Here is a 21,833-nt window from a genome sequence, read left to right as displayed (position 1 = left end):
GTGTCCGGTCAATGAAGTGATACAGCGATATATCCAGCCCCTCGCCGAAGGCGATTTAAAATGGGCTGGATACTGTTACTGGAGCACCCGTAGGGTGTGAACAGTAACCTCTTCTTTTCTGTTGCCGGGCATGCGATAGACAGTCCGGTGGACTGTTTTGAGTGATTGTGATATTATAGGAACACCAGGTATAATAGTTTCGATACGTTGTGAAAGAAAGGATGTTTATTATGAGTTACAAATTAGAAAAATTAGATAATTTTAGGGATTTGGGGGGATTGAAGACCAGAGATGGAAGAACGGTTGCGTTTGGAAGGCTGCTTCGTTCCGGAGAATTATCCAAGGTGACAGAGGGAGATATAAAAGTTCTGACAGAAGAGCTGCATCTTTCTAATATTGTGGATCTGCGTACGGTAAATGAAAAGAAGTCTTCGCCTGATGCCGAGATTTCGGGAATCAATTATATAGCGCTGGATTTCTTTGAAGGAGAGAAAGAGGGACAGGCGAATGGAAGTGAAGAGCAGCTGAAACAGATGCAGAATGTGGAACAGATATATTTGATGATGAAGGGATTGTATTCCTCTTTTATTACGAGCAAAAATGTAAGGGGAAAACTGTATGATTTTTTACAGATTCTTTTAAATACACCAAAGGGATCAACAATTTTCCATTGCTTTGCCGGTAAGGACAGAACGGGGATTTCTGCGGCAGTGATCCTGACGGTTCTTGGTGTGTCAAAAGAAGATATCATGGAAGATTATCTGAAAACAAATATATTAAGGCAGAATGTTAATGAGGAGATCCTGGCACAGTTGAGAGCATCGGATGTACCGAAGGAAATGGAAGAGGCGGTAAATGCGGCTCTTTGTGTGGAACAGGAATATCTGGAAATTTGTTATGAAATGGCTGAGAAAGAATATGGCTCTTTTGAAAAGTATATTTCAGAGGGAATTGGTTTGAAGGAAGGTGAATGGAACACACTTCGCAGTATGTATCTTTCATAGCGGTGAGGAATTGTTTTCATTTCTGCTGTAAAAGCATGATCTACTTTATACATATTTGAGGGGGGATATAAAATATATTGAATATAAAAAGATAATTTTATGTAATTTATATTAAAACGGGACAGGAAAGGATAATTCTATGGATTTTGCATGGCTTCGGAATAAAACAGTGAAAATGTGGCTGGAGATCGGACTTGCAGTGATGTTAGCACTCTGTCTTGGAATTGCAGGGGCAAAATTAAGTGACGGGGATGCCGTGCAGCCAGGAACAGAAACAGCCGCCCGGGCAGAGGCTGAAAACCAGGCAGCAGAGCAAAAATCAAAAATAGATACAAAAAAAAGCGAAGTAAAAGAAAAAGAAGAGATACAAGAAGTAATTGCAGAAGGGCAATATCCCATTATGGGAAAAAGTTCTGTTGCGATAGAAGACATGGCAGAGTATTTTTGTTCTGCGGGGGTGGAATATCCGGCAGAAATGATGGCAAAAGGCGGAGCAGATTCTATAGAAACTTTTTGTCAGATTTATGTAGAAGAAGCAGAAGCAGAAGGCGTGCTTCCGGAAGTTGCTTTTGCCCAGATGCTAAAGGAGACGGGATGGCTGCAGTACGGGGGAGATGCATCTATTGAGCAGTTTAACTTTGCCGGAATCGGAACAACCGGCGGTGGTGTGCCGGGCAATACTTATCCGGATGTCCGGACGGGAGTGAGGGCACAGATTCAGCATTTGAAAGCATATGCGACAACAGATACACTTAGCCAGGCTTGTGTGGATGACAGGTACGAATATGTAATCAAAGGCAGCGCGCCTTATGTGGAATGGTTAGGCAAGAATGAGAATCCCGAGGGACAGGGCTGGGCAACTGCGGAAAATTATGGTCCATCTATTGTAGAGATGATAAAAAACATGAAGGAACTTGCAGCCGAATAATTACGAATATTCTTCCAATTTCAGGCAATACTCCTAAAAAAGAAAGAAGGAGTGTAACTGTGAAGATATTGAACAGTTACGAAGGGGTTAGAAATGTCTGAAAAAAAGAAGAAACCGATCGATCTGAAAAATCTGGAGCAGGAAGAGAAATTAAAATATGAAATCGCCGAGGAACTGGGGCTTTTAGACCGTGTGCTGCAGGATGGGTGGAAATCTTTGTCATCCAAAGAAACGGGGCGGATTGGCGGTCTGGTTACAAAGCGCAGAAAGGAAAAAAGGAGTAAAAATAAACTGTCTGAAAAGGTTGAATAATTTGTCCCTTTTTGATACAATCGTATAGTTGAAAAGTGGAAAACAGGTGAGAAATCATGAACCGGAAGATTAATATATTTGGTATAGATATAACAGTACTTACCGCAAAAGAAGTAATGAAATGTGCGATACAGTATCTGGAAGAGGAAACTGTCAATACAATTGAACTGGTTACACTTGAGATGCTGATGAAAGAAAAAGATGATGAAATATGGCGGGAGCAGGTACAGAAATTTGATTTGCTGCTGCCGGGAGAGAAGGCATTGCTTGAGACATCAGAAGAACTGGAGCATAATTTGGTTCGGGATGTGGATAATGCCACTTTTTTAAGAATGTTTTTTAAATATCTGCAAAAGAACAGAAAAACGCTTTTCCTTTTAGCTGAGAGTGAAGATGAACTGGTACGAATACAGACCGTGCTGAAGCTGTATGCTTCCGGTCTTCTGATCGCCGGTCAGGCTGTTCTTCCGACAGATGGCAGTATGGAAGAAAATGTAATCAATGAGATAAATGGAGTTGAGCCGGACTGTATTTTGTCAGGGCTTTCAACACCTTATGGAGAAACATTTGCTGTCAGATGCAAGGCGCTGCTGAACGCACGTCTGCTGCTTAATGGAATTTTAGCAGTGTCTGAAAGTAAGGAGAAAAAAACATCTGGAAGAATTGTACAGTTTATGATGAAGAAGTTTTTTCATTATCAGGTGAAAAAACAAAAAACAGATATGACAGACATCAATTAAAGGAAAAGATTTTGTGTACTCTGTATAGGTCAAAAAAATGAATTTTCTGTTAAGAATTTGAGGAAATGCATAAAAAAGATGGATTTCCTCTTTATTTTTTTGTGCTTTTGCATTAATATATAAAATGTCAAGATATAGATATATATTTTATAGAAGAAAAATTTTGTGAAAAATGCACATGGATTAAAGAGGATGAGCGGAGGTTGTTGCCATGATAACGAATCAGATACTTCTGAATACAATGGAAGGTTTAAAAGGGATTTGTAGGGTTGATTTCTGCGTGTATGACACGGAGGGGAAGGCTCTGGCAGGTACAATAGAGAATGGACAAGAGTACGAAGACGCTGTAGTTTCTTTCGGACAGTCACCGGCGGAAAGCCAGGCAATACAAGGCTGTCAGTTCTTTAAGATATTTGACGAGCAGCAGTTGGAGTACATACTTCTTGCAGTCGGCGAGGGGGAAGATGCATATATGCTGGGCAGGCTGGCGGCTTTTCAGATTCAGAATCTTCTGGTGGCATATAAGGAACGTTTTGATAAAGATAATTTTATAAAAAATTTATTGCTGGATAATTTGCTTTTGGTGGATATTTACAACCGTGCAAAAAAATTACATATTGACACAGAAGTAAAACGTGTTATCTTTATTATTGAGACATCGCATGAAAAAGACAGTGCGGCGCTTGATAATGTCCGTAATCTTCTCGGCGGTAAGTCTAAGGACTTTATAACGGCTGTGGATGAGAAAAACATTATTGTGGTAAAAGAACTGTATCCAAGGGACGGCAGCAGAGAACTGGATAAGATGGCAAAGGAGATGCTTGCACTTTTGCGTGAGGATACCGGTGACGAGCGTATCCATATCGCATATGGGACTGTTGTCAATGACATCAAGGAAGTGTCCAAGTCCTATAAGGAAGCGAAGCTTGCTTTGGATGTAGGTAAGATATTCTTTGATGAAAAAGATATCGTGGCATATAGTACGCTGGGAATCGGCCGTCTGATCTATCAGCTCCCATTGCCGCTGTGCAAGATGTTTATCAAAGAGATTTTCGAGGGGAAATCTCCGGATGAATTCGATGAGGAGACATTGGCAACGATTAACAAGTTCTTTGAGAACAGCCTGAATGTATCGGAGACATCCAGACAGCTTTATATCCACAGGAATACTCTCGTTTACCGGCTTGATAAGCTTCAGAAAAGCACAGGTCTTGATCTGAGGGTCTTTGAAGACGCAATTACATTCAAGATTGCGCTTATGGTCGTTAAGTATATGAAGTATATGGAAACACTGGAGTATTAGAAAAGGCATGGTATACCGTAACAACCGGTGTTCATTCGGTATAGTTACCGGCGGTCTGAGGGGTAGGATAATTAGGAGGAACATATGATTGAATTAAAGAACGTAAAGAAGGAGTATTCAAAGGGGCATGCAGCCTTGAATGGGGTCTCCGTAAAGATTGAACGGGGAGAGTTCGTGTTTATCGTGGGTGACAGTGGATCAGGAAAATCAACATTGATTCGTCTGATCATGAAAGAGCTGGATCCAACGGAGGGGACGATTATTGTAAATGGTCAGAACTTAAACCGTATGAAGCATCGTCATGTTGCAAAATACAGAAGAGGACTAGGCGTTGTTTTCCAGGATTTCCGTCTTTTAAAAGACAGAAATATCTATGAAAATATTGCTTTTGCACTGCGTGTGACAGAGACACCGAACCGTGTTATTAAGAGAAAGGTTCCGGCAGCATTGTCACTGGTAGGTCTTGCTCAGAAATATAAGTCTTATCCGAAAGAGCTTTCCGGAGGAGAGCAGCAGCGTGTGGCAATCGCAAGAGCGATTGTAAATGAACCCGCTATTTTGTTGGCGGACGAGCCTACAGGGAACCTTGATCCTACAAACTCATGGGAGATTATGAGTTTGCTGAAAGAGGCAAATGAGCGTGGTACAACAGTACTTGTTGTAACACACAATCAGGAAATCGTGAACGAGATGAACGAACGGGTAATTACGATGAAACAGGGCGTAATCGTGAGTGATGAACAAAAAGGTGGGTATATAGATGAGGATTAGTACATTAGGATATGTAGGAAAACAAGGGGTTAAGAATATCGGAAGAAATAAGATGTTTTCGCTGGCAGCGATTGCAACTATGTCAGCATGTATTTTCCTCTTCGGACTTTTCTTTTCAATATTGCTGAACTTTCAGTATATTATCAAGACTGCGGAAGAAGGGGTTGCAATTACGGTATTTTTTGAGGATGATGCAACACAGTCACAGATCAATAAGATTGGAGAGGCGCTGAAGGCAAGAGAGGATGTTTCAGAAGTCAATTATGTGTCAGCCGATGCAGCATGGGACAAATTCCAAAAAGAGTATTTCAAGGATGCACCGGAATTGGCAGAAGGATTTAAGAATGATAACCCGCTTGCCGGATCTGACAACTATGAGGTATACATGAGGGTTGTGGAGGATGACGATGCCAGTCTCATTTCACAGGGGCGTTCTCTTTCAAAAACACAGCAGGATCTGGTTAAGTTTGCCAATGGACTGGAGGGAGTGAGGCGGGTAAACAAGTCTGACGTTGTTGCCAATATGCTTTCCAGTGTTAATGTATTGGTTGGATATGTATCTGTTGCAATTATTCTGATATTGTTTGGCGTATCTATTTTCTTGATCAGCAATACTGTATCTATGGGTATTACTGTGCGAAAGGAAGAGATTGCTATCATGAAATATATTGGCGCAAAGGATTTTGTGGTACGTTCGCCGTTCGTGATAGAAGGTTTGATCATGGGAATTATCGGCGCTGTAATTCCATTGGGACTGTTATATGTACTCTATGGAAAAGCAGTTGTTTACATTTTAGAAAAGTTCAGTATCCTAAACAACATTATCAGTTTTCTTCCGGTAATGAATGTATATCGTTACCTGCTTCCAGTCGGACTTCTGATGGGAGTGGGAATCGGATTTGTGGGAAGTTTCTTTACAGTGCGTAAGCATTTGAAGGTTTGATGGGGAGAGTTTATTCTTGCGAAGCAGAAATGATACACGAAGACTAATGCATAAATAATTAGCAGGGTGAGTAAAATATGAAAAGACGTAAGAAAAGTATGTTAAGTACATTACTCGTACTGATACTAAGTATGGGTATGGTTTTAAATGTTCAGGCTGTAACTATTGATGAGGCACAGAAGAAAGCGGATGAGCTTGAAAATCAGAAAAGTACTGCAGAGTCAGAAAAGAATTCTTTGGCGGAACAGTTGAATTCTATTGCAAAAGAGATGGAAGAGATTCAAAATAAGATTGAAAAGAAGCTGGAAGAGATTCAGAAAGCCGAAGATGAATTGGTGCAGGCAAAAGTAAATGAGAATGCGCAGTACCAGAGTATGAAGAAGCGTATTAAGTTTATGTATGAGAATGGAAATACGCAGATGCTTGAGGTTCTTCTGGAAAGCGAAAATATTGGAGATTTTCTGAATAAGGCAGAGTACGCCCAATCTCTTTCTGAGTATGACAGAGGACAGTTAACAGAGTTTCAGGAAATAGTAAAGCAGGTGGAAGCAGAAGAAGCAGCACTGAAAGAAGAATATGCGGAAATGGAAATTCTGCGAAGTGAATTGATTGCAAAGCAAGATAGCTTATCAGCTTTGATTGCTGAAAAAAATATTGAGATTTCTAATTTGGAAAAAGAAATTGGAGAAAATGCCAGCGTTTTGGAAGAATTAATCAAGAAGGCAGAAGAAGAACGGATTCGTCAGCAGGAGGCAGCGGCAGCCGCCGCAGCAGCAGCGGAAGCAGAAGCTGCTGCAAAGCAAAACGGAGGCAGCAGCAATGGCGGCGGAGGTTATGCGCCTCCGACGTCAGGCAATGTGGTGAGTGGAAGCGGACAGTTTACGCATCCATGTCCAGGTTCCACAGTATCTAGTACATTTGGATACCGTACCTTTGACAATTCTTTCCATAACGGATTAGATTTGGCAGCGCCGACAGGAACACCTACATATGCAGCGGCATCAGGAACTGTTTTATATGCTTTTTACAGTCAGAGTGCAGGAAACTGGGTTGTTATTGATCATGGAGATGGATTTGTTACAAAATATATGCATCATGATTATTATACAGTAACAGAAGGGCAATATGTGGAGAAAGGACAACAAGTAGGCGTTGTCGGGAATACAGGATATTCTTTCGGAGCACATCTGCATTTTCAGGTGGAGCTTAATGGTACTCCAGTTGATCCGCAGTTATACTTGTAAATAAAAATAATTTGGCAACCGGCAGCAGGCGGATTTGCCATATAGCAAAAAGGTTGGACTGCTATGAAAAAAGACAACAGATTTTTAAAAGGGGCGCTTGTTGGCGCCCTTGCTATGTTTTGTGTGATGACGCTGGGAGGAGGCTTGTGGAGACTGGCAGGGAGTGTTGGGCTGGTTCCGGCATTAACGCAAAAAGCTAAAGTAGAGAAAAAGTTAAATATTTTGGATACAATCGTTGATCGTTATTATCTGTATAAAGAGGATGTAGACGAAGAAGATTTGATTGAAGGCTTGTATGCTGGATACCTAGAAGCACTGGATGAGCCGTACACCAATTATTTTACAGAGGAGGAAACAAAAGAACTGCTCGAGAGTGTGACCGGTGAATTTTTCGGAGTCGGCGCGTTACTTTCGCAGGATGTAGATGCGGGGACGATTACAATTACTCAGGTATACGAGGATTCCCCGGCAGAAGAGGCGGGGATCCTTGCAGAAGATATTTTGATCCAGGTAGATGACCATGTGATTGCAGGTGAAAGCCTGGATGAAATCGTGACATGGATCAAAGGAGAGCAAGGAACGGAAGTGACCCTGCATGTTTTGCGTGACGGAAAAGAACTGGCGCTGACAGCTATTCGGGATACAGTACAGGCAATGACTGTTGACTATGAAATGAAAGACGGGCAGGTTGGTTATATTTATATTCAGGAATTTGACGATGTGACGGAAGATCAGTTCAGGGAAGCTCTGACCATACTGGAAGAACAGGGGATGAAAGGTCTGGTTATCGATATCCGCAGTAATCCAGGCGGCAATCTGGATACAGTTGTTGCAATGCTTCAGATGTTGTTGCCAGAGGGAGATATCGTATCCATTCGAGACCGGGATGGCGAGCAGGAGAAATATACATGTGACGGGACGAATGCATTTGATAAACCATTGGCAGTGCTTGTAAATCAGTACAGCGCCAGTGCATCTGAAATCTTTTCGGGAGCAATACAGGATTATGGAATCGGAGAGATCATCGGAATGACTACGTATGGTAAGGGTGTTGTACAGGATATCCTGGATTTGGGTGACGGTACGAGTATGAAGCTGACTACAGCAGAGTATTTCCTGCCAAGCGGAAGAAGTATTAATCAGAAGGGAATTATACCAGATGTGGAAGTAGAATTTGAGTACGAAGAAGAGAACCCCGGGTATGATAACCAGCTGGAAAAGGCATTGGAAGTAGTAAGGGGAGAAATAAATTAAGATAGTGCTTATTTGCTGCCATCTGTACAAACGTACTTTCAGCTTGAACAGTATGCACAATGGCAGCAGAAGCATTCAGATGGAGAGGCGGAATTATTTGATCTGATATTCCATTATATAGTCATCCATGATAAAGCCATTTCCGATATCAGCTTCCTGGGTATCTATGGTTTCAAAACCGAAATGGCGGTAGACTGCAAGGGAACCGTCATTGTGCTTGTTGCATGTAAGCCAGATGGCGCTTAAATGCCGTTCTTTGCAGAGTGCTTTCAAGAATTCAAAAGCCTGTGAGGCGAGATGCCGCCCGCGGGCTTCTTTTTTTAAGTAGAGCTTACTTAAGAATAGTCTGCCATCGTCTTCCTGATGAATTCCGCAGTATCCACAAAACTCATCGCTGTCAATTATCTGATAATATTCATAACCATTTTCAATCTGCTCTTTCAGAGAATGATAAGACTGGAATTTGTCGACCATATATTCTACCTGTTCTTTTCCGATGATAGGTACAAAGTGTTCATGCCAGATAATCTCTGCAAGTTCTGCAATTTCCTGAATTTGCTTATCATTTTCAGCTTTTACTGTGCGAAATGTATTGTTCATAATCACGTCTCCTAACTATAATACATATACAAAATTTCTTGTGAATGAAATTTCATATTTTTAAATTTTTTTAAGTATACCACTTTTTTTAAGAAATGGCGATAAAAAATAAAATATATAAAACTATGCTTTATAAAATCTTAATACATTTTACTAATTTATTAGCACTCACCAGAAAAGAGTGCTAAATTTTTGTTGACTTTTAAAAATCACTGTATTAGAATACTCCTTAGAGAAAAGATATAAAAACCGAAGAGTCTTATACAGACTCTTTGCAAACCATATTAATTATGTAAAAAGGAGTGTTTCAAATGGGAACAAAAAGAGGTAACTTATCAATCGACAGCGAGAATATATTTCCGATTATAAAAAAATGGGTATATTCTGACCATGACATTTTTGTACGTGAGCTGGTATCAAATGGATGCGATGCTATTACTAAGCTGAAAAAACTGGATATGATGGGCGAATATGATATGCCGGAGGATTACAAGGCAAATATTCAAATTATCGTGAATCCGGAAGAGAAAACATTAAAATTCATTGACAACGGTCTGGGAATGACTGCTGATGAAGTGGAAGAATATATTACACAGATTGCATTTTCTGGTGCAACACAATTCCTTGAAAAATATAAGGACAAGACGACAGAAGACGAGATGATTGGCCACTTCGGATTGGGATTCTATTCTTCTTTCATGGTTGCCGATGAGGTGCATATTGACTCCTTGTCTTACCAGACGGGAGCCGTCCCGGTTCACTGGGTCAGCGACGGAGGTACTGAGTATGAGATGCAGGATGGCAATAAGACAACTGTTGGAACAGAGATTACTTTGTATCTGAATGAAGATTGTTTAGAGTTTGCCAATGAGTATCGTGTAAGAGAAGTTCTGGAGAAATATTGCTCCTTTATGCCTGTTGAGATTTTCCTCTCTAAGGCAAATGCAGAGCCGGAGTATGAAACGATTGACGAGGCAGATGTTCTTGATACAGATGAGGTAGTGGAGCATATTACAGAAGAATTGAAGGAAGGGGAAGAAGGCGAGCCGAAGCAAAAGGCTAAGATTGTAAAACGTCCGGTTTCTCTCAGCGATATCCATCCGTTATGGACCAAGAATCCAAGTGAATGTGAAAAAGAAGATTATATCGCGTTTTACCGTAAGGTATTTATGGACTATAAAGAACCATTATTCTGGATTCACCTGAATATGGACTATCCGTTTAACTTAAAAGGAATCCTGTATTTCCCGAAGATCAATACAGAGTATGATTCCATTGAAGGAACGATTAAGTTATACAACAATCAGGTATTTATTGCGGATAATATTAAAGAAGTGATTCCGGAATTCCTGATGGTATTAAAAGGCGTGATCGACTGTCCGGATCTGCCGCTTAATGTATCCCGAAGCGCATTGCAGAATGATGGCTTTGTAGGAAAAGTAGCCGATTACATTTCTAAGAAAGTGGCAGATAAGCTGAACGGCATGTTCAAGACAGACCGTGAGAACTATGAGAAATACTGGGATGATATCAGTCCTTTTATCAAGTTTGGCTGTCTGAAAGACGAGAAGTTTGGCAAAAAGGTGAAAGATTCTGTTCTGTACAAGAATTTGGAGCATAGCTATGTGACTCTGGAAGAGTATATCAAGGCAGAGAAAGAAGCGAAAGGTATTACAGAAGACGATGCGCAGACAGAAGAGACTAAGACAGAAACTGAGAATACAGATACAGCAGAGGGTGATTCTGAAAAGGAAAAAGAAAAAGTTACGGTTTATTATGTAACTGATGAACAGCAGCAGAGCCAGTATGTGAAGATGTTCAAAGAGCAGGGACAGCAGGCTGTGATACTGAACCATAATATTGACACTGCGTTTGTGACATATATGGAACAGCAGAACGAAGATGTGAAGTTCCAGAGAATCGACGCAGACGTTCTGGACTCCCTAAAGGAAGAAGTGTCAGAGGAAGAGAAAGAGAATTTCCAAAAGACAACAGACAGCCTTGTAGAGATTTTCCGTACAGAACTGAACAACGACAAGCTGGAAGTGAAGGTTGAGAACCTGAAAGATGACAATGTGGCATCTATGGCGGTACTTTCCGAGGAATCCCGCCGTATGCAGGAAATGATGAGGATGTACAGCATGGGAGGGATGGATCCATCCATGTTCGGCGGTCAGGCAACACTGATCCTGAATGCGAACCATCCGCTTGTGAAGTTTGTTGTAGAGCATAAGAAAAGCAAAAGTGTGCCGATTATCTGTAAACAGTTGTATGATCTTGCAATGCTGGCACACAAGCCGCTGAGTCCGGAGGAAATGACGGCGTTTGTACAAAGAAGCAATGAGATTATGATGCTTTTGACAAAATGATTTTTTATTCTTCGATTATATGAATTTCCAGATAATCAAAATCAATGGAATCTACGAAATTATCCTGATAGAAACGCGCTTTGTCGTGGCGTTTGAATTCTGTGATCGTGGAATCCAGCCAGATGGGCTTACTTAAGTCAAATTCATAACAGATGGCATCCAGCGCATGAAAAATCTTGTGCGTGCGGGTGTCATCTGTTTTATCACAGATAACGGTATCGCGCAGCATTCTATTATCTTTAAATATCTTTCCCCATAAACGAAACATGGTAAACACTCCTTTATTTTATTCAAATAATCTGAAAACATTTTAGTAAGAGAACTCTATGAAATTGAGTATAACATCAGAACCAGATGTTGTATAGGATTTATTTATCTTACTGCGCATTTACAACCTAATACAGTGAGTTTTGCATATATCATGAAAAATTTTTACTGGATATGTGAAAAAGATAGTGCTATAATGTCATAGTGTTGTCAGGTGACAAGACAATAAAAGAAGGAGTGAGAGAAGATGAAAAGGTATTTGGACAAAATTTTTGTGGATGGTTTAAGCGGTATGGCACAGGGACTGTTTGCTACATTGATTATCGGAACGATTATTCAGCAGATCGGCAGCCTGATCGGAGGCAGTTTCGGAGAGCTGATCTACCTTGTAGGTAAGGTGGCGGCGGCAATGACCGGTGCGGGAATCGGAGTAGGAGTGGCAAGAAAATTTAATGCAGAACAGCTCGTTGTAGTATCAGCAGCCACAGCCGGTATGGCAGGCGCATTTGCAAGCCAGATTCTTTCAGGGGCGATTATGCAGGAAAATATAGTGATGCTTTCCGGACCGGGGGAGCCTTTGGGCGCATTTCTGGCAGCTTATGCAGCGATCGAAGTGAGCGGATTTGTGGCAGGCAAGACGAAGCTTGATATTTTGGTAACGCCTCTTGTGTGCATCGGTACAGGCTCAATAGTAGGACTTCTGGCAGGACCTCCGATTTCAGGTTTTATGGGATGGATCGGATCTATGATTAACTGGGGTACGGAACAGCAGCCGTTTTTGATGGGAATTGTTGTGTCTGTATTGATGGGGATGATCCTGACATTGCCTATTAGTTCAGCGGCAATCGGAATTATCCTGAATCTGTCTGGACTGGCGGCAGGCGCGGCAACAGTCGGATGCTGCTGCAATATGGTTGGATTTGCGGCTGCCAGCTTCCGCGAAAACAAGTTCGGCGGACTTCTGGCACAGGGAATCGGAACGTCCATGCTGCAGGTACCGAATATTGTGCGGCATCCGCAAATATGGATTCCGGCGATTGTTTCCAGTGCGGTTCTCGGACCCGTGGGAACCATGGTTTTTCATATGACTAGCAATGCGACTGGTTCTGGTATGGGAACAGCGGGTCTGGTTGGTCAGATTATGACATGGCAGGTGATGACCCAGACAGAGTCAGGTGTAATTGTGCTTCTGAAGATTCTGGTGATCCAGGTGCTGCTTCCGGCAGTTCTGACACTGGCAGTTTCTGAATTTATGAGAAAGAAAAACTGGATCAAATATGGCGATATGAAGCTGGATTTTTAAGGATTTGATACAATGGCTTTCTTAAAAAAGCGTGAAATCTGTGACAGATTATCAGGAATATGTTATAATAATCATTAATAAGTGGTTATAAGTAAAAAACGAGGTCACAGGGAGGCGATTTACAATTGGGAGGCGAACGACAGATCCGAGATGCAATCCGAAATTATGAAGATGTTGACAGTTGGAAGACAGTCATTTTTTTGTATAACGCAGCATTAAAAGAAGTTGGAACAAAGCTGGATATTCTTAATGATGAGTTTCAGCATGTACATAAGTATAATCCCATTGAGCACATTAAAACAAGAATAAAGACACCGGAGAGTATTGTTAAGAAGTTGAAAAGAAACGGATATGAGACATCTATTGAAAATATGGTGAAGTATATCAACGATATTGCAGGTGTGCGTTTGATATGTTCTTTTACTTCAGATATTTACCGCCTTGCGGAAATGATTGGCAATCAGAGTGACTTAAAAGTGCTGACTATTAAGGACTATATTAAGAATCCGAAAGTGAGCGGCTATAAGAGTTATCATATGCTCGTATCAGTTCCAATTTTTTTATCTGACAGTGTGGTGGATACGAAAGTGGAGATTCAGATCCGTACAATTGCGATGGATTTCTGGGCAAGTCTGGAGCACAAGATTTATTACAAATTCGAGGGAAATGCACCGGATTACATTAGTATGGAGCTTAGGGAATGTGCACAGATGGTGTCCGAGCTGGATGATAAGATGCTGTCGCTGAATGAGGCGATTCAGGCATGTCTCAGAGAAGAAGAGGGACACAGGCAGGAGCGGATCCAGATGAATGATGTAACGGAAAGTCTGATCGGCAGTAAGCCGGGGCAGAGAGAAGTGACAGTCTACAGTTAGAGAAAGAGAATATAATATTACATTTACGAGTACAGAAGAAGTGTTTTGAATCCGCTGTTAAAAGCAACGGGAGAAGAAATACTTCTTTTTTATGTGTGGGAATTGAAATTTGTAATGACGAAAAAAGGTCTGTTTTTACGGGGATTTGTCATTACCGCTTGCTTGACCTTGGTCTGGATTTCCCGTATAATAACAATTGAGTTTACAATCGTGTATCAAAAAAGAAAAAGAGGGAGCCGATATGGCAAAGGAAGTTAAAAATAAACTTATGGAGCTTGGCGCCGGGGGTGTATTGTATGTACTGGCACTGTGTTCTGTTCGATATTGGAATGTATCAGCGACAACGAAACTAATCGTATTCTTATTAGCATACATATCACTGATGGCGGGAATCTGCTGGCAGATGTTTAAGAATTTCCGCCGGGTTCATTTTTTTGATGAGAATTTTCTGATGCTGATTGCAACAATCGGAGCGATGCTGATTGGGAAATACACCGAAGCTGTCGGAGCAATGCTGTTCTTTCAGATAGGTAAGCTGATCGAGGCGATTTCTATGAGCAGGACTAAGAAATCCATTGCAAAATATATGGATATCCGTCCTGATTCCGCTAATAAGAAAGTAGGAAATAGTGAAGAAAGTGTGAACCCATCTGAGTTGAATCCGGGAGATGTGATTGTTATCAAACCGGGGGAGAAGATTCCGGTAGATGCAATAGTAACAGAGGGTGTCAGTACAATTGATATGAAAGCGCTGACAGGAGAAGCTATACCCAGAGAAGTGAAAATCGGACAGAAAGTATATAGCGGGAGTATTAACTTGAGCGGCCTGATTGAAGCAAGAGTGTCCAAAGCTTATGCAGATTCTACAGCATCACGTATTATGAAGCTGGTTGAGAATGCCAGTTATAAAAAATCAGATTGTGAGAATTTTGCAGATCGTTTTACAAGATTTTATACACCGCTTGTAACATTATTAGGAATTTTGGTTATGATTCTGCCGCCGATGATGATTGCTTCTCATGATACAGAGACATGGATGTATCGCGGATTGATTTTCCTTGTTGCAGCATGTCCATTTGGTTTGCTGATTTCTGTGCCGCTGGCATTTTTAGGCGGAATCGGTGCAGCTTCCAAACAGGGAGTGATGATCAAAGGAAGTAATTATCTGGAAGCATTGTCCAAGACAGAAACATTTATTTTTGACAAGACTGGCACACTTACGATGGGGGTATTCCATGTACAGGAAGTTTGTCCGAAAGGAATTTCTGAGGAAGATTTGCTGGAGATTACTGCACACGGAGAAGCTTACTCTAATCACCCGATTGCGGCTTCACTGAAGGATGCATATGGTTTGGAACTGGATACCAGCCGTGTAAAGGATATTAAAGAACATCCCGGATTTGGAGTGGAGGCTGTGATAGATGGAAAAACCGTTCATATCGGTAATTCCAAATTTATGAATAAATTGGGAATTTTTTATCAGCCCACTAATGAAATAGGATCGGCTGTATATGTGGCGGTCGATGGAGAATGTAAGGGGCATATTCTGATATCTGATGTTATCAGGCAGGATGCAAAGCGTACGATTCGCTGGATGAACCGGCGGCGGATCGAGGCAGTCATGCTTACGGGAGATAATGAGCGGGTGGCTGAAGATGTGGCGAAAAAGCTGGGAATTGAATATGTGTATGCCAATCTGATGCCCCAGGATAAAGTAGAACAACTGGAAGAGTTCATGGCGAGTCAGCTGGAAAGTGAAAAGCTTGCTTTTGTCGGAGACGGCATCAATGACGCACCGGTGCTTGCAAGGGCAGACGTAGGCATTGCGATGGGAGGTCTTGGGGCAGATGCAGCGCTGGAAGCGGCAGACATCATTCTGATGGAAGACGAACCATTCAAAATTATCAATGCAATCCGTATTTCCAGAGGAACTGTTCGTGCTGTGAGACAGAATCTGATATTTGCTATTGGTATGAAAGTGATACTCTTAATTATGGCATTTTATGGATATGTGTCTATGCAGGATGCGATTATTGCGGATATGGGTGTGATGCTGGTGAGTATTTTAAATTCATTCTGGGTGCTTAAATATCCGGAGTAAAAATGATTATAATAAAGAAAGTGTGAATAAAACCGTTATGAGTAAAGAGAATAAAGGTCAGGCAGTTTCTCGGGGGGAAATTTACAGGCGAAAGGTGCAGGCAAACACAAAGCAGAATAAACAGACAAGAGGGCGGGGTAACGCTTCTGGTGTGAGAACAGCACAGGCAAAAAAGGCTGCCACCAGTAAAAAACTCAGGAGGCAGAAAAAGAGAGGGTTGGGAAAAGGAATAGGGATAACACTGATTGTGATTTTCATCATTGCGGTGTTGGGAATCAGCGGATATTACGTTTATCAGTATCAAGGAAAATCAGCTGCTGAAGACTATGTAAAAAGGGGGGTTCAACTGCTTCAAGAGGAGCAATATGAAGAAGCAGTCAAGCAGTTTGAAAAAGCAATTGCCAATGAGCAGGCACAACAGGAACAGGGGAATACCGCGACTCTGACAGAGGACGGGACGCCGTATATTACAGAGGCTTACCGCGGTCTGGGAATGGTATATTATGTACAGCAGGATTATGGGCAGGCACGGATGAATTTACAGCAAGTCGTTGATTTAGGCGGGGGAGTGACCCCGGTTCTTTACAACCTGATAGGACTTTCCGCAATGTATCTGGAAGATTATGACGGGGCGCTAAGCGCTTTTGAAGCAGGAGCGGCGCTTCCTGCATCAGGGGCTTATACGGATACGTCTGGCGAAGAGCAGACGGCGGATTATTCTGCTGTGATTCAAGAAATGAAGCTTAACCGGATTGTCTGCTTCGAGAAGAAGCTGGACTGGGTCAATGCAAAGGCAGAGATGGAAGCTTACATTGGGACATATCCGGAAGATACGGCCGCACAGAAGGAGGCGGAATTCTTATCTACAAGATAGGAACAAAATAAGGAGGCGCGGGATGTAAAGACCGCGCTTTTGTGCAATCTATTTTCATATACAAGGAGATTTTTATGAGTCTATATGATTTAAAAGAACAGGAAGAGAGGGTTATTCTTGTGGGGGTGCAGGCAGATGACAGTGAGCCGGCAGAAGAATCCCTGGATGAACTGGGGGAACTTGCAAAGACTGCGGGAGCAGCCGTGGTTGGCCGGCTTATTCAGAAACGAGAGAATATACATCCTGCAACTTATATTGGAAAAGGAAAGATAGCGGAATTAAAAGAGCTCTTGTGGGAAAGAGATGCAACAGGGATTGTCTGTGATGATGAACTGTCTTCCGTTCAGCTTGGCAATCTGGAAGAGGATCTGAATTGTAAGATTATTGACCGGACTCTTTTGATTTTGGATATTTTTGCCGCCCGTGCAGTAACTGGAGAAGGGAAAATCCAAGTGGAACTGGCACAATTGAAATACAGGGCATCCCGGCTGGTAGGACTTCGTAATTCCTTGTCCCGGCTGGGCGGCGGGATTGGTACAAGAGGTCCGGGAGAAAAGAAACTGGAAATGGACCGCCGTTTGATCCGGGAGAGAATCAGCCGTTTGAAGAGGGAATTAAAAGAGGTGGAACAGCACAGGGAACTGATCCGCTCACAGAGAAAGCAGTCTAATCTGAAAGTAGCGGCGTTGGTCGGCTATACCTCTGCAGGAAAAAGCAGTATTGAAAATACGTTGACAGGTGCGGGGATACTGGAAGATGCTATGCTCTTTTCTACATTGGATACAACAACAAGAGCATTGGAGTTAGATGGAAAGCAGCAAATTCTGCTGACTGATACAGTCGGATTTATCCGCAAGCTGCCCCATCATCTGATTGAAGCATTTAAAAGCACTCTGGAAGAAGCTAAGTATGCAGATATTATCATCCATGTAGTAGATGCGTCCAATCCGCAGATGGACACACAGATGTATGTTGTATACGATACACTGCGTCAGCTTGGAGTAAGGGAAAAACCGGTTGTAACTTTGTTTAATAAGCAGGATAAAGCAGCAGGAGCAGGAGCATTGCGTGACTTTCAGGCAGATTATACTTTGCATACATCAGCAAAGACTGGTCAGGGGCTGGAAGAACTCAAAGCTGTCCTGGCAGAGATATTGCGGAAGGATCAGATTTATGTGGAGCGGTTGTATTCATTTGCAGAAGCCGGAAAGATACAGATGATCCGGCAGAACGGGCAGCTTCTTTCAGAAGAGTATGTTCCGGAGGGAATTGAAGTAAGAGCATACGTTCCGAAAGAGATATACAATAAAGTATAAAAGCTTTTATACGAAGACAGGAAGGATATAAAAGTCTGGAATATTATAATATTACAGAGTAAGATTAAATAAGGCAGGAAGCATGATTATGGATACAAAAACGAAATGTGTACTGGTTACCGGGGCTTCACGTGGTATAGGAAGAGCCTGCGCTATGCGGTTTGCCAGAGAGGGGTACCATGTATTTATCAATTCAGGGAAATCATTGGAGCAGTTAAATCAGCTTAAAGAGGAATTAACGGCATTAGGTGCAGAATGTACGATTGTACCGGGAGATGTGGGATGTTCTGAGGATGTACAGAGAATATTTCAGGTAATAGAAAATCAAGTCGATGGACTGGATGTTCTGGTCAACAATGCCGGAATCTCTTATATCGGGCTTTTGACAGATATGAGTGATGAGGATTGGAACCAGATTCTTCATACAAACCTGTCCTCGGCATTTTACTGCTGCCGTGCGGCGATTCCTTATATGGTTTCTAAAAAATGCGGCAGAATTATCAACATTTCTTCTATATGGGGGCGCATCGGAGCCTCCTGTGAGGCGGCATACTCTGCTACGAAAGCCGGATTGAATGGATTGACAATGGCACTTGCCAAGGAACTTGCCCCGAGCAATATTCAGGTCAATGCAATCGCCTGTGGAGTCATAGACACAGTAATGAATACACATCTTTCCGAAGAAGAGAGAATTATGCTTGCGGAAGAGGTTCCGGCAGGACGTTTTGCCGCGCCGGAAGAAGCAGCAGAACTGGTCTTGGATCTGGCAGAAAAGCACCCATATATGACAGGTCAGGTTATAGGATTTGACGGAGGATTCATATAGGATTCTCGTTGTGATTCCCTGGTTAGTGTGGTATGATTTTGGTATTAGAAGAAGTCCATAAACATCATAAAATCGGTTTTTCATTTCATGTATGAAATCATAAAGGAGGCAGAACATGATTAACGAAGCCATTGAGTTTGCAACGAAGGCACACGAAGGGCAGTTTCGTAAAGGAAGTAAGCGTCCGTATATCGTTCATCCGATTGAGGTGGCAGATATCGTAGCCTCTATGACGGAGGATGAAGAAGTGGTCTGTGCCGCAGTATTGCACGATACCATTGAAGATTGCAACGGTGTGACAGCGGAAGTTCTGAAAGATAAATTCGGAACCCGGGTTGCGTCTCTTGTGCAAAGTGAGAGTGAGGATAAGTCTAAAACATGGGAAGAAAGAAAAAGTGCAACAATTCAGCGTTTGGGAAAGGTTCCAAAGGAAGTACAGATGATCGCGCTGGCGGACAAGCTGTCCAATATGCGAGATATTGACCGTGATTATCCTAAGATTGGAGAGGAGTTCTGGCTTCGTTTCCGAATGCAGAGTAAGGCGGCTATGGGCTGGTATTACAAGAGTATCCGGGATGTTTTGCATGATGAATATGAAGATGTTCACGCATATCAGGAATATTGTAATCTGGTACGGAAATATTTCGGGGAGGGACCTGCTTCTCTGGCATGGAAGAACGAGATAAAAAGGAGTTTATAAAAATGGGGAAGACAAAGGTGATTTGCTTTGCAAATAATAAAGGTGGGAGCGGCAAGTCTACGACTTGCTCAAATGTGGGATATGGACTGACACAGTTTGGGAAAAGGGTACTTTTGATTGATGGCGATATGCAGCTAAATCTTTCCCTTTCTCTGTTTGATGAGGATCAGGTGCTGGCATTTGCGCAGAGTGAAAAGAATCTGTACGAAGGAATCCGCAGACAGGATGATTTGAAGGATTATATTGTATATTCTGATTATAAGAATCTGGATTTAATTCCGTCCTCCACACTGATGAGTTCTATTGAATATGAATTATTTACAAAATGGCAGAGAGAATATATTTTAAAGAAATGTCTTACTAATATTTTAGAGACGGAAATCTACGATTATATTCTGATTGACGCCCCGCCAACTCTCGGCGGCTGGGTGATGAACATTCTGTGCGCGTCGGATCAGATTATTATACCGGTAGAGTCTACGCCATGGGGATTGTTCGGGCTGGGAAATATGTTTGAGTTTTTAGAGCAGGTGAAACAGGTCGCGCCAGATTTGACGATCGGCGGCGTACTGATCACAAAGGTGGATACAAGAAAGAGTTATTTCAAGCAAACGATAGATATGCTGAAAGATCTGGAAGGGGTTAAAGTATTTGACACATTTATCAGGGTAGACAGCACAATCGAATGGTCACAGGATAATCATGCTCCGATTATGGCATATAAGAAAAGCAGCAGAAGTGCGAAAGAATATATGGAACTGACAAAAGAAATCATAAGGTTGTAGTGATATGTCAAAAATGGGGATACATAGACTGAAATCGGAAGGGCGTGTCTGATTGTCAGTATGTTTTAAGGAAGGTACAAATGAATCGGGAGTTATTGAGGGCATTGTCAGTGATTACTGAAGAGGAACAGCATATTTTGGACGGAAACGGAAACATTGAACAGCAGAGGTATACCGAAAAAAGGGAGTTAATCGTAGACTCTGAGAAATTGATGCAGAGAGGCAAGCTGATCCAGGTACGCCCTCATACCCGCTTTGTACATTTTCCGAAGCATAAGCACAATTATGTAGAAGTCATCTATATGTGTCAGGGAACAACAACTCATATCATTGACGGCAGCCGGGTAGTGTTGGAAGAGGGCGATCTGCTTTTTTTGAACCAGCATGCCGAGCAGGAGATTCTGCCTGCAAGGGAAACAGATATTGCAGTTAATTTTATTATTCTGCCTGAATTCTTTGATACCGCATTTTCCATGCTGGGAGAGGAAGAAAATACACTGAGAGAGTTTCTTATCGGAACGTTAAGCGGTAATAATGGTCTGAGTTCTTATTTATATTTCCATGTGGCTGATATTCTTCCGGTGCAGAATCTTGTAGAAAATATGGTGTGGACAATTTTTTATGATATGGGAAATAAGCGGAGCTGTAATCAGATTACAATGGGGCTTCTGTTTTTGCAGCTGTTGAATTATACAGATAAGATGGAGACCGGCAGTGGAAAGTTCCAGACAGAATTGACGGGAACCGTGCTCAGATATATAGATGATCATTATAAAAACGGAAGTCTGTCTGAATTGGCGGCAATGATGAAATACGATGTGTACTGGTTAAGCAGAGAGATTAAGAAGAATACCGGCAGGACATATAAGGATCTGCTGCAAGAGAAGCGGATGAATCAGGCGAGATATCTGCTGGATAATACGGGACTTCCGGTGGCAAATATCATTGAGTCTGTGGGATATGATAATACAAGCTATTTTTACCGGAGATTTCGTGAACGGTATGGGATGAGCCCTAATGAATATCGGAAGAGTGTGGAGAGAAAATGACCTTGATCTTGAGAGGATTAGATGTTGAATAGTAACGAAAAATAGAAGAATTGTGCAATCAGAAAAGTAAAAAATGAAATGGTACTATTTTTCTAAAGATAGTGCTATTTTTTTGTGTTTTGAAGTGGCATCTTTCACTTTTGTTACAATTTCCCTATGACGTCAGCAAGAAAGCTGAAAAGAAGACACATAATCCTGAATTATTCACGCTGGCGGTACCAATTATGGAAAAACCCGTATAGTTACTGTGTTTTCAACCGCTTTACATT

Annotated in this window: 21 protein-coding genes; 19 read left to right on the top strand and 2 right to left on the bottom strand. The window is 41.9% G+C overall.

All coding sequences use genetic code 11. The annotated features are described in order from the left end of the window. The first annotated feature begins 230 nt into the window (after window positions 1-230). The 9 genes from NFS18_RS08015 (at window position 231) to NFS18_RS07975 (ending at window position 8,499) form a co-directional block, all read left to right on the top strand. Window positions 231-1,004 carry a tyrosine-protein phosphatase gene (locus tag NFS18_RS08015; RefSeq protein ID WP_251389570.1) on the top strand — a complete coding sequence of 258 codons (774 nt, stop codon included), beginning with the start codon at window positions 231-233 and terminating at the stop codon, window positions 1,002-1,004. 139 nt (window positions 1,005-1,143) lie between these two features. Continuing rightward, the gene (locus NFS18_RS08010; RefSeq protein WP_251389569.1) at window positions 1,144-1,932 is read left to right on the top strand and encodes a glucosaminidase domain-containing protein; all 789 of its coding nucleotides are present in this window, start codon (window positions 1,144-1,146) and stop codon (window positions 1,930-1,932) included. 93 nt (window positions 1,933-2,025) lie between these two features. Next, window positions 2,026-2,244, top strand: a complete 219-nt coding sequence (locus tag NFS18_RS08005; RefSeq protein WP_251389568.1) for a small, acid-soluble spore protein, alpha/beta type — start codon at window positions 2,026-2,028, stop codon at window positions 2,242-2,244. Between the two features lie 56 nt (window positions 2,245-2,300). Continuing rightward, on the top strand, window positions 2,301-2,984 hold the full coding sequence (locus NFS18_RS08000) for a WecB/TagA/CpsF family glycosyltransferase (RefSeq protein ID WP_251389567.1): 684 nt from the start codon (window positions 2,301-2,303) through the stop codon (window positions 2,982-2,984). A 211-nt stretch (window positions 2,985-3,195) separates the two neighbouring features. After that, on the top strand, window positions 3,196-4,287 hold the full coding sequence (locus NFS18_RS07995; RefSeq protein WP_251389566.1) for a PucR family transcriptional regulator: 1,092 nt from the start codon (window positions 3,196-3,198) through the stop codon (window positions 4,285-4,287). A gap of 84 nt (window positions 4,288-4,371) precedes the next feature. Beyond that, window positions 4,372-5,058 (top strand): cell division ATP-binding protein FtsE, encoded by a 687-nt coding sequence (gene ftsE, locus NFS18_RS07990; protein ID WP_251389565.1) that lies wholly within the window; start codon window positions 4,372-4,374, stop codon window positions 5,056-5,058. Next, window positions 5,048-6,001, top strand: coding sequence for a permease-like cell division protein FtsX (locus NFS18_RS07985; protein WP_251389564.1), 954 nt, complete (start codon window positions 5,048-5,050; stop codon window positions 5,999-6,001). The genes ftsE and NFS18_RS07985 overlap by 11 nt, the downstream gene beginning before the upstream one ends. A 77-nt stretch (window positions 6,002-6,078) precedes the next feature. Further along, entirely contained in the window at window positions 6,079-7,245 is a 1,167-nt protein-coding gene (locus tag NFS18_RS07980; RefSeq protein WP_251389563.1) for a murein hydrolase activator EnvC family protein, read from the top strand. A gap of 63 nt (window positions 7,246-7,308) precedes the next feature. Beyond that, complete coding sequence (locus NFS18_RS07975; RefSeq protein WP_251389562.1) at window positions 7,309-8,499, top strand: S41 family peptidase; 1,191 nt, start codon at window positions 7,309-7,311, stop codon at window positions 8,497-8,499. 93 nt (window positions 8,500-8,592) lie between these two features. Here the strand turns inward: NFS18_RS07975 and NFS18_RS07970 are convergent, their stop codons facing one another. Then, window positions 8,593-9,099 (bottom strand): GNAT family N-acetyltransferase, encoded by a 507-nt coding sequence (locus tag NFS18_RS07970; protein WP_251389561.1) that lies wholly within the window; start codon window positions 9,097-9,099, stop codon window positions 8,593-8,595. A gap of 311 nt (window positions 9,100-9,410) precedes the next feature. Between NFS18_RS07970 and htpG the strand changes: the two genes are divergently transcribed. Further along, window positions 9,411-11,468: a molecular chaperone HtpG gene (gene htpG / locus NFS18_RS07965; protein WP_251389560.1), complete on the top strand. Its 2,058-nt coding sequence runs from the start codon at window positions 9,411-9,413 to the stop codon at window positions 11,466-11,468. A 4-nt stretch (window positions 11,469-11,472) separates the two neighbouring features. On the opposite strand, the gene NFS18_RS07960 is transcribed toward htpG, so the two are convergent. Beyond that, a complete protein-coding gene (locus NFS18_RS07960) occupies window positions 11,473-11,736 on the bottom strand; it encodes a hypothetical protein (RefSeq protein WP_251389559.1) in 264 nt (87 codons plus the stop codon). A 246-nt stretch (window positions 11,737-11,982) separates the two neighbouring features. Here NFS18_RS07960 and NFS18_RS07955 point away from each other — a divergent pair, with 246 nt between their 5' ends. The 9 genes from NFS18_RS07955 to NFS18_RS07915 all read left to right on the top strand — a co-directional run bounded on the left by NFS18_RS07955 (window position 11,983) and on the right by NFS18_RS07915 (window position 21,564). Beyond that, the gene (locus tag NFS18_RS07955) at window positions 11,983-13,038 is read left to right on the top strand and encodes a PTS transporter subunit IIC (protein WP_251389558.1); all 1,056 of its coding nucleotides are present in this window, start codon (window positions 11,983-11,985) and stop codon (window positions 13,036-13,038) included. 143 nt (window positions 13,039-13,181) lie between these two features. Further along, entirely contained in the window at window positions 13,182-13,913 is a 732-nt protein-coding gene (locus NFS18_RS07950; RefSeq protein WP_334301860.1) for a GTP pyrophosphokinase, read from the top strand. Window positions 13,914-14,154: 241 nt separating this feature from the next. Further along, on the top strand, window positions 14,155-16,014 hold the full coding sequence (locus NFS18_RS07945; protein ID WP_251389556.1) for a heavy metal translocating P-type ATPase: 1,860 nt from the start codon (window positions 14,155-14,157) through the stop codon (window positions 16,012-16,014). Window positions 16,015-16,051: 37 nt separating this feature from the next. Continuing rightward, the gene (locus tag NFS18_RS07940; protein WP_251389555.1) at window positions 16,052-16,888 is read left to right on the top strand and encodes a tetratricopeptide repeat protein; all 837 of its coding nucleotides are present in this window, start codon (window positions 16,052-16,054) and stop codon (window positions 16,886-16,888) included. A gap of 74 nt (window positions 16,889-16,962) precedes the next feature. Further along, the gene (gene hflX / locus NFS18_RS07935; RefSeq protein ID WP_251389554.1) at window positions 16,963-18,204 is read left to right on the top strand and encodes a GTPase HflX; all 1,242 of its coding nucleotides are present in this window, start codon (window positions 16,963-16,965) and stop codon (window positions 18,202-18,204) included. 88 nt (window positions 18,205-18,292) lie between these two features. After that, complete coding sequence (gene ymfI / locus NFS18_RS07930) at window positions 18,293-19,030, top strand: elongation factor P 5-aminopentanone reductase (protein ID WP_251389553.1); 738 nt, start codon at window positions 18,293-18,295, stop codon at window positions 19,028-19,030. A 115-nt stretch (window positions 19,031-19,145) separates the two neighbouring features. Continuing rightward, the gene (locus NFS18_RS07925; RefSeq protein WP_251389552.1) at window positions 19,146-19,730 is read left to right on the top strand and encodes an HD domain-containing protein; all 585 of its coding nucleotides are present in this window, start codon (window positions 19,146-19,148) and stop codon (window positions 19,728-19,730) included. Window positions 19,731-19,732: 2 nt separating this feature from the next. Next, window positions 19,733-20,515 (top strand): ParA family protein, encoded by a 783-nt coding sequence (locus NFS18_RS07920; protein ID WP_251389551.1) that lies wholly within the window; start codon window positions 19,733-19,735, stop codon window positions 20,513-20,515. An 80-nt stretch (window positions 20,516-20,595) separates the two neighbouring features. Further along, window positions 20,596-21,564, top strand: a complete 969-nt coding sequence (locus NFS18_RS07915; protein ID WP_251389550.1) for an AraC family transcriptional regulator — start codon at window positions 20,596-20,598, stop codon at window positions 21,562-21,564. Window positions 21,565-21,833: the final 269 nt, after the last annotated feature.

Source organism: Mediterraneibacter agrestimuris, assembly GCF_943193195.1.
Taxonomy (GTDB): Bacteria; Bacillota; Clostridia; order Lachnospirales; family Lachnospiraceae; genus Schaedlerella; species Schaedlerella agrestimuris.
Note: the sequence above shows the minus strand (reverse complement) of the source record. Positions and strands in the feature narration are given on the sequence as shown.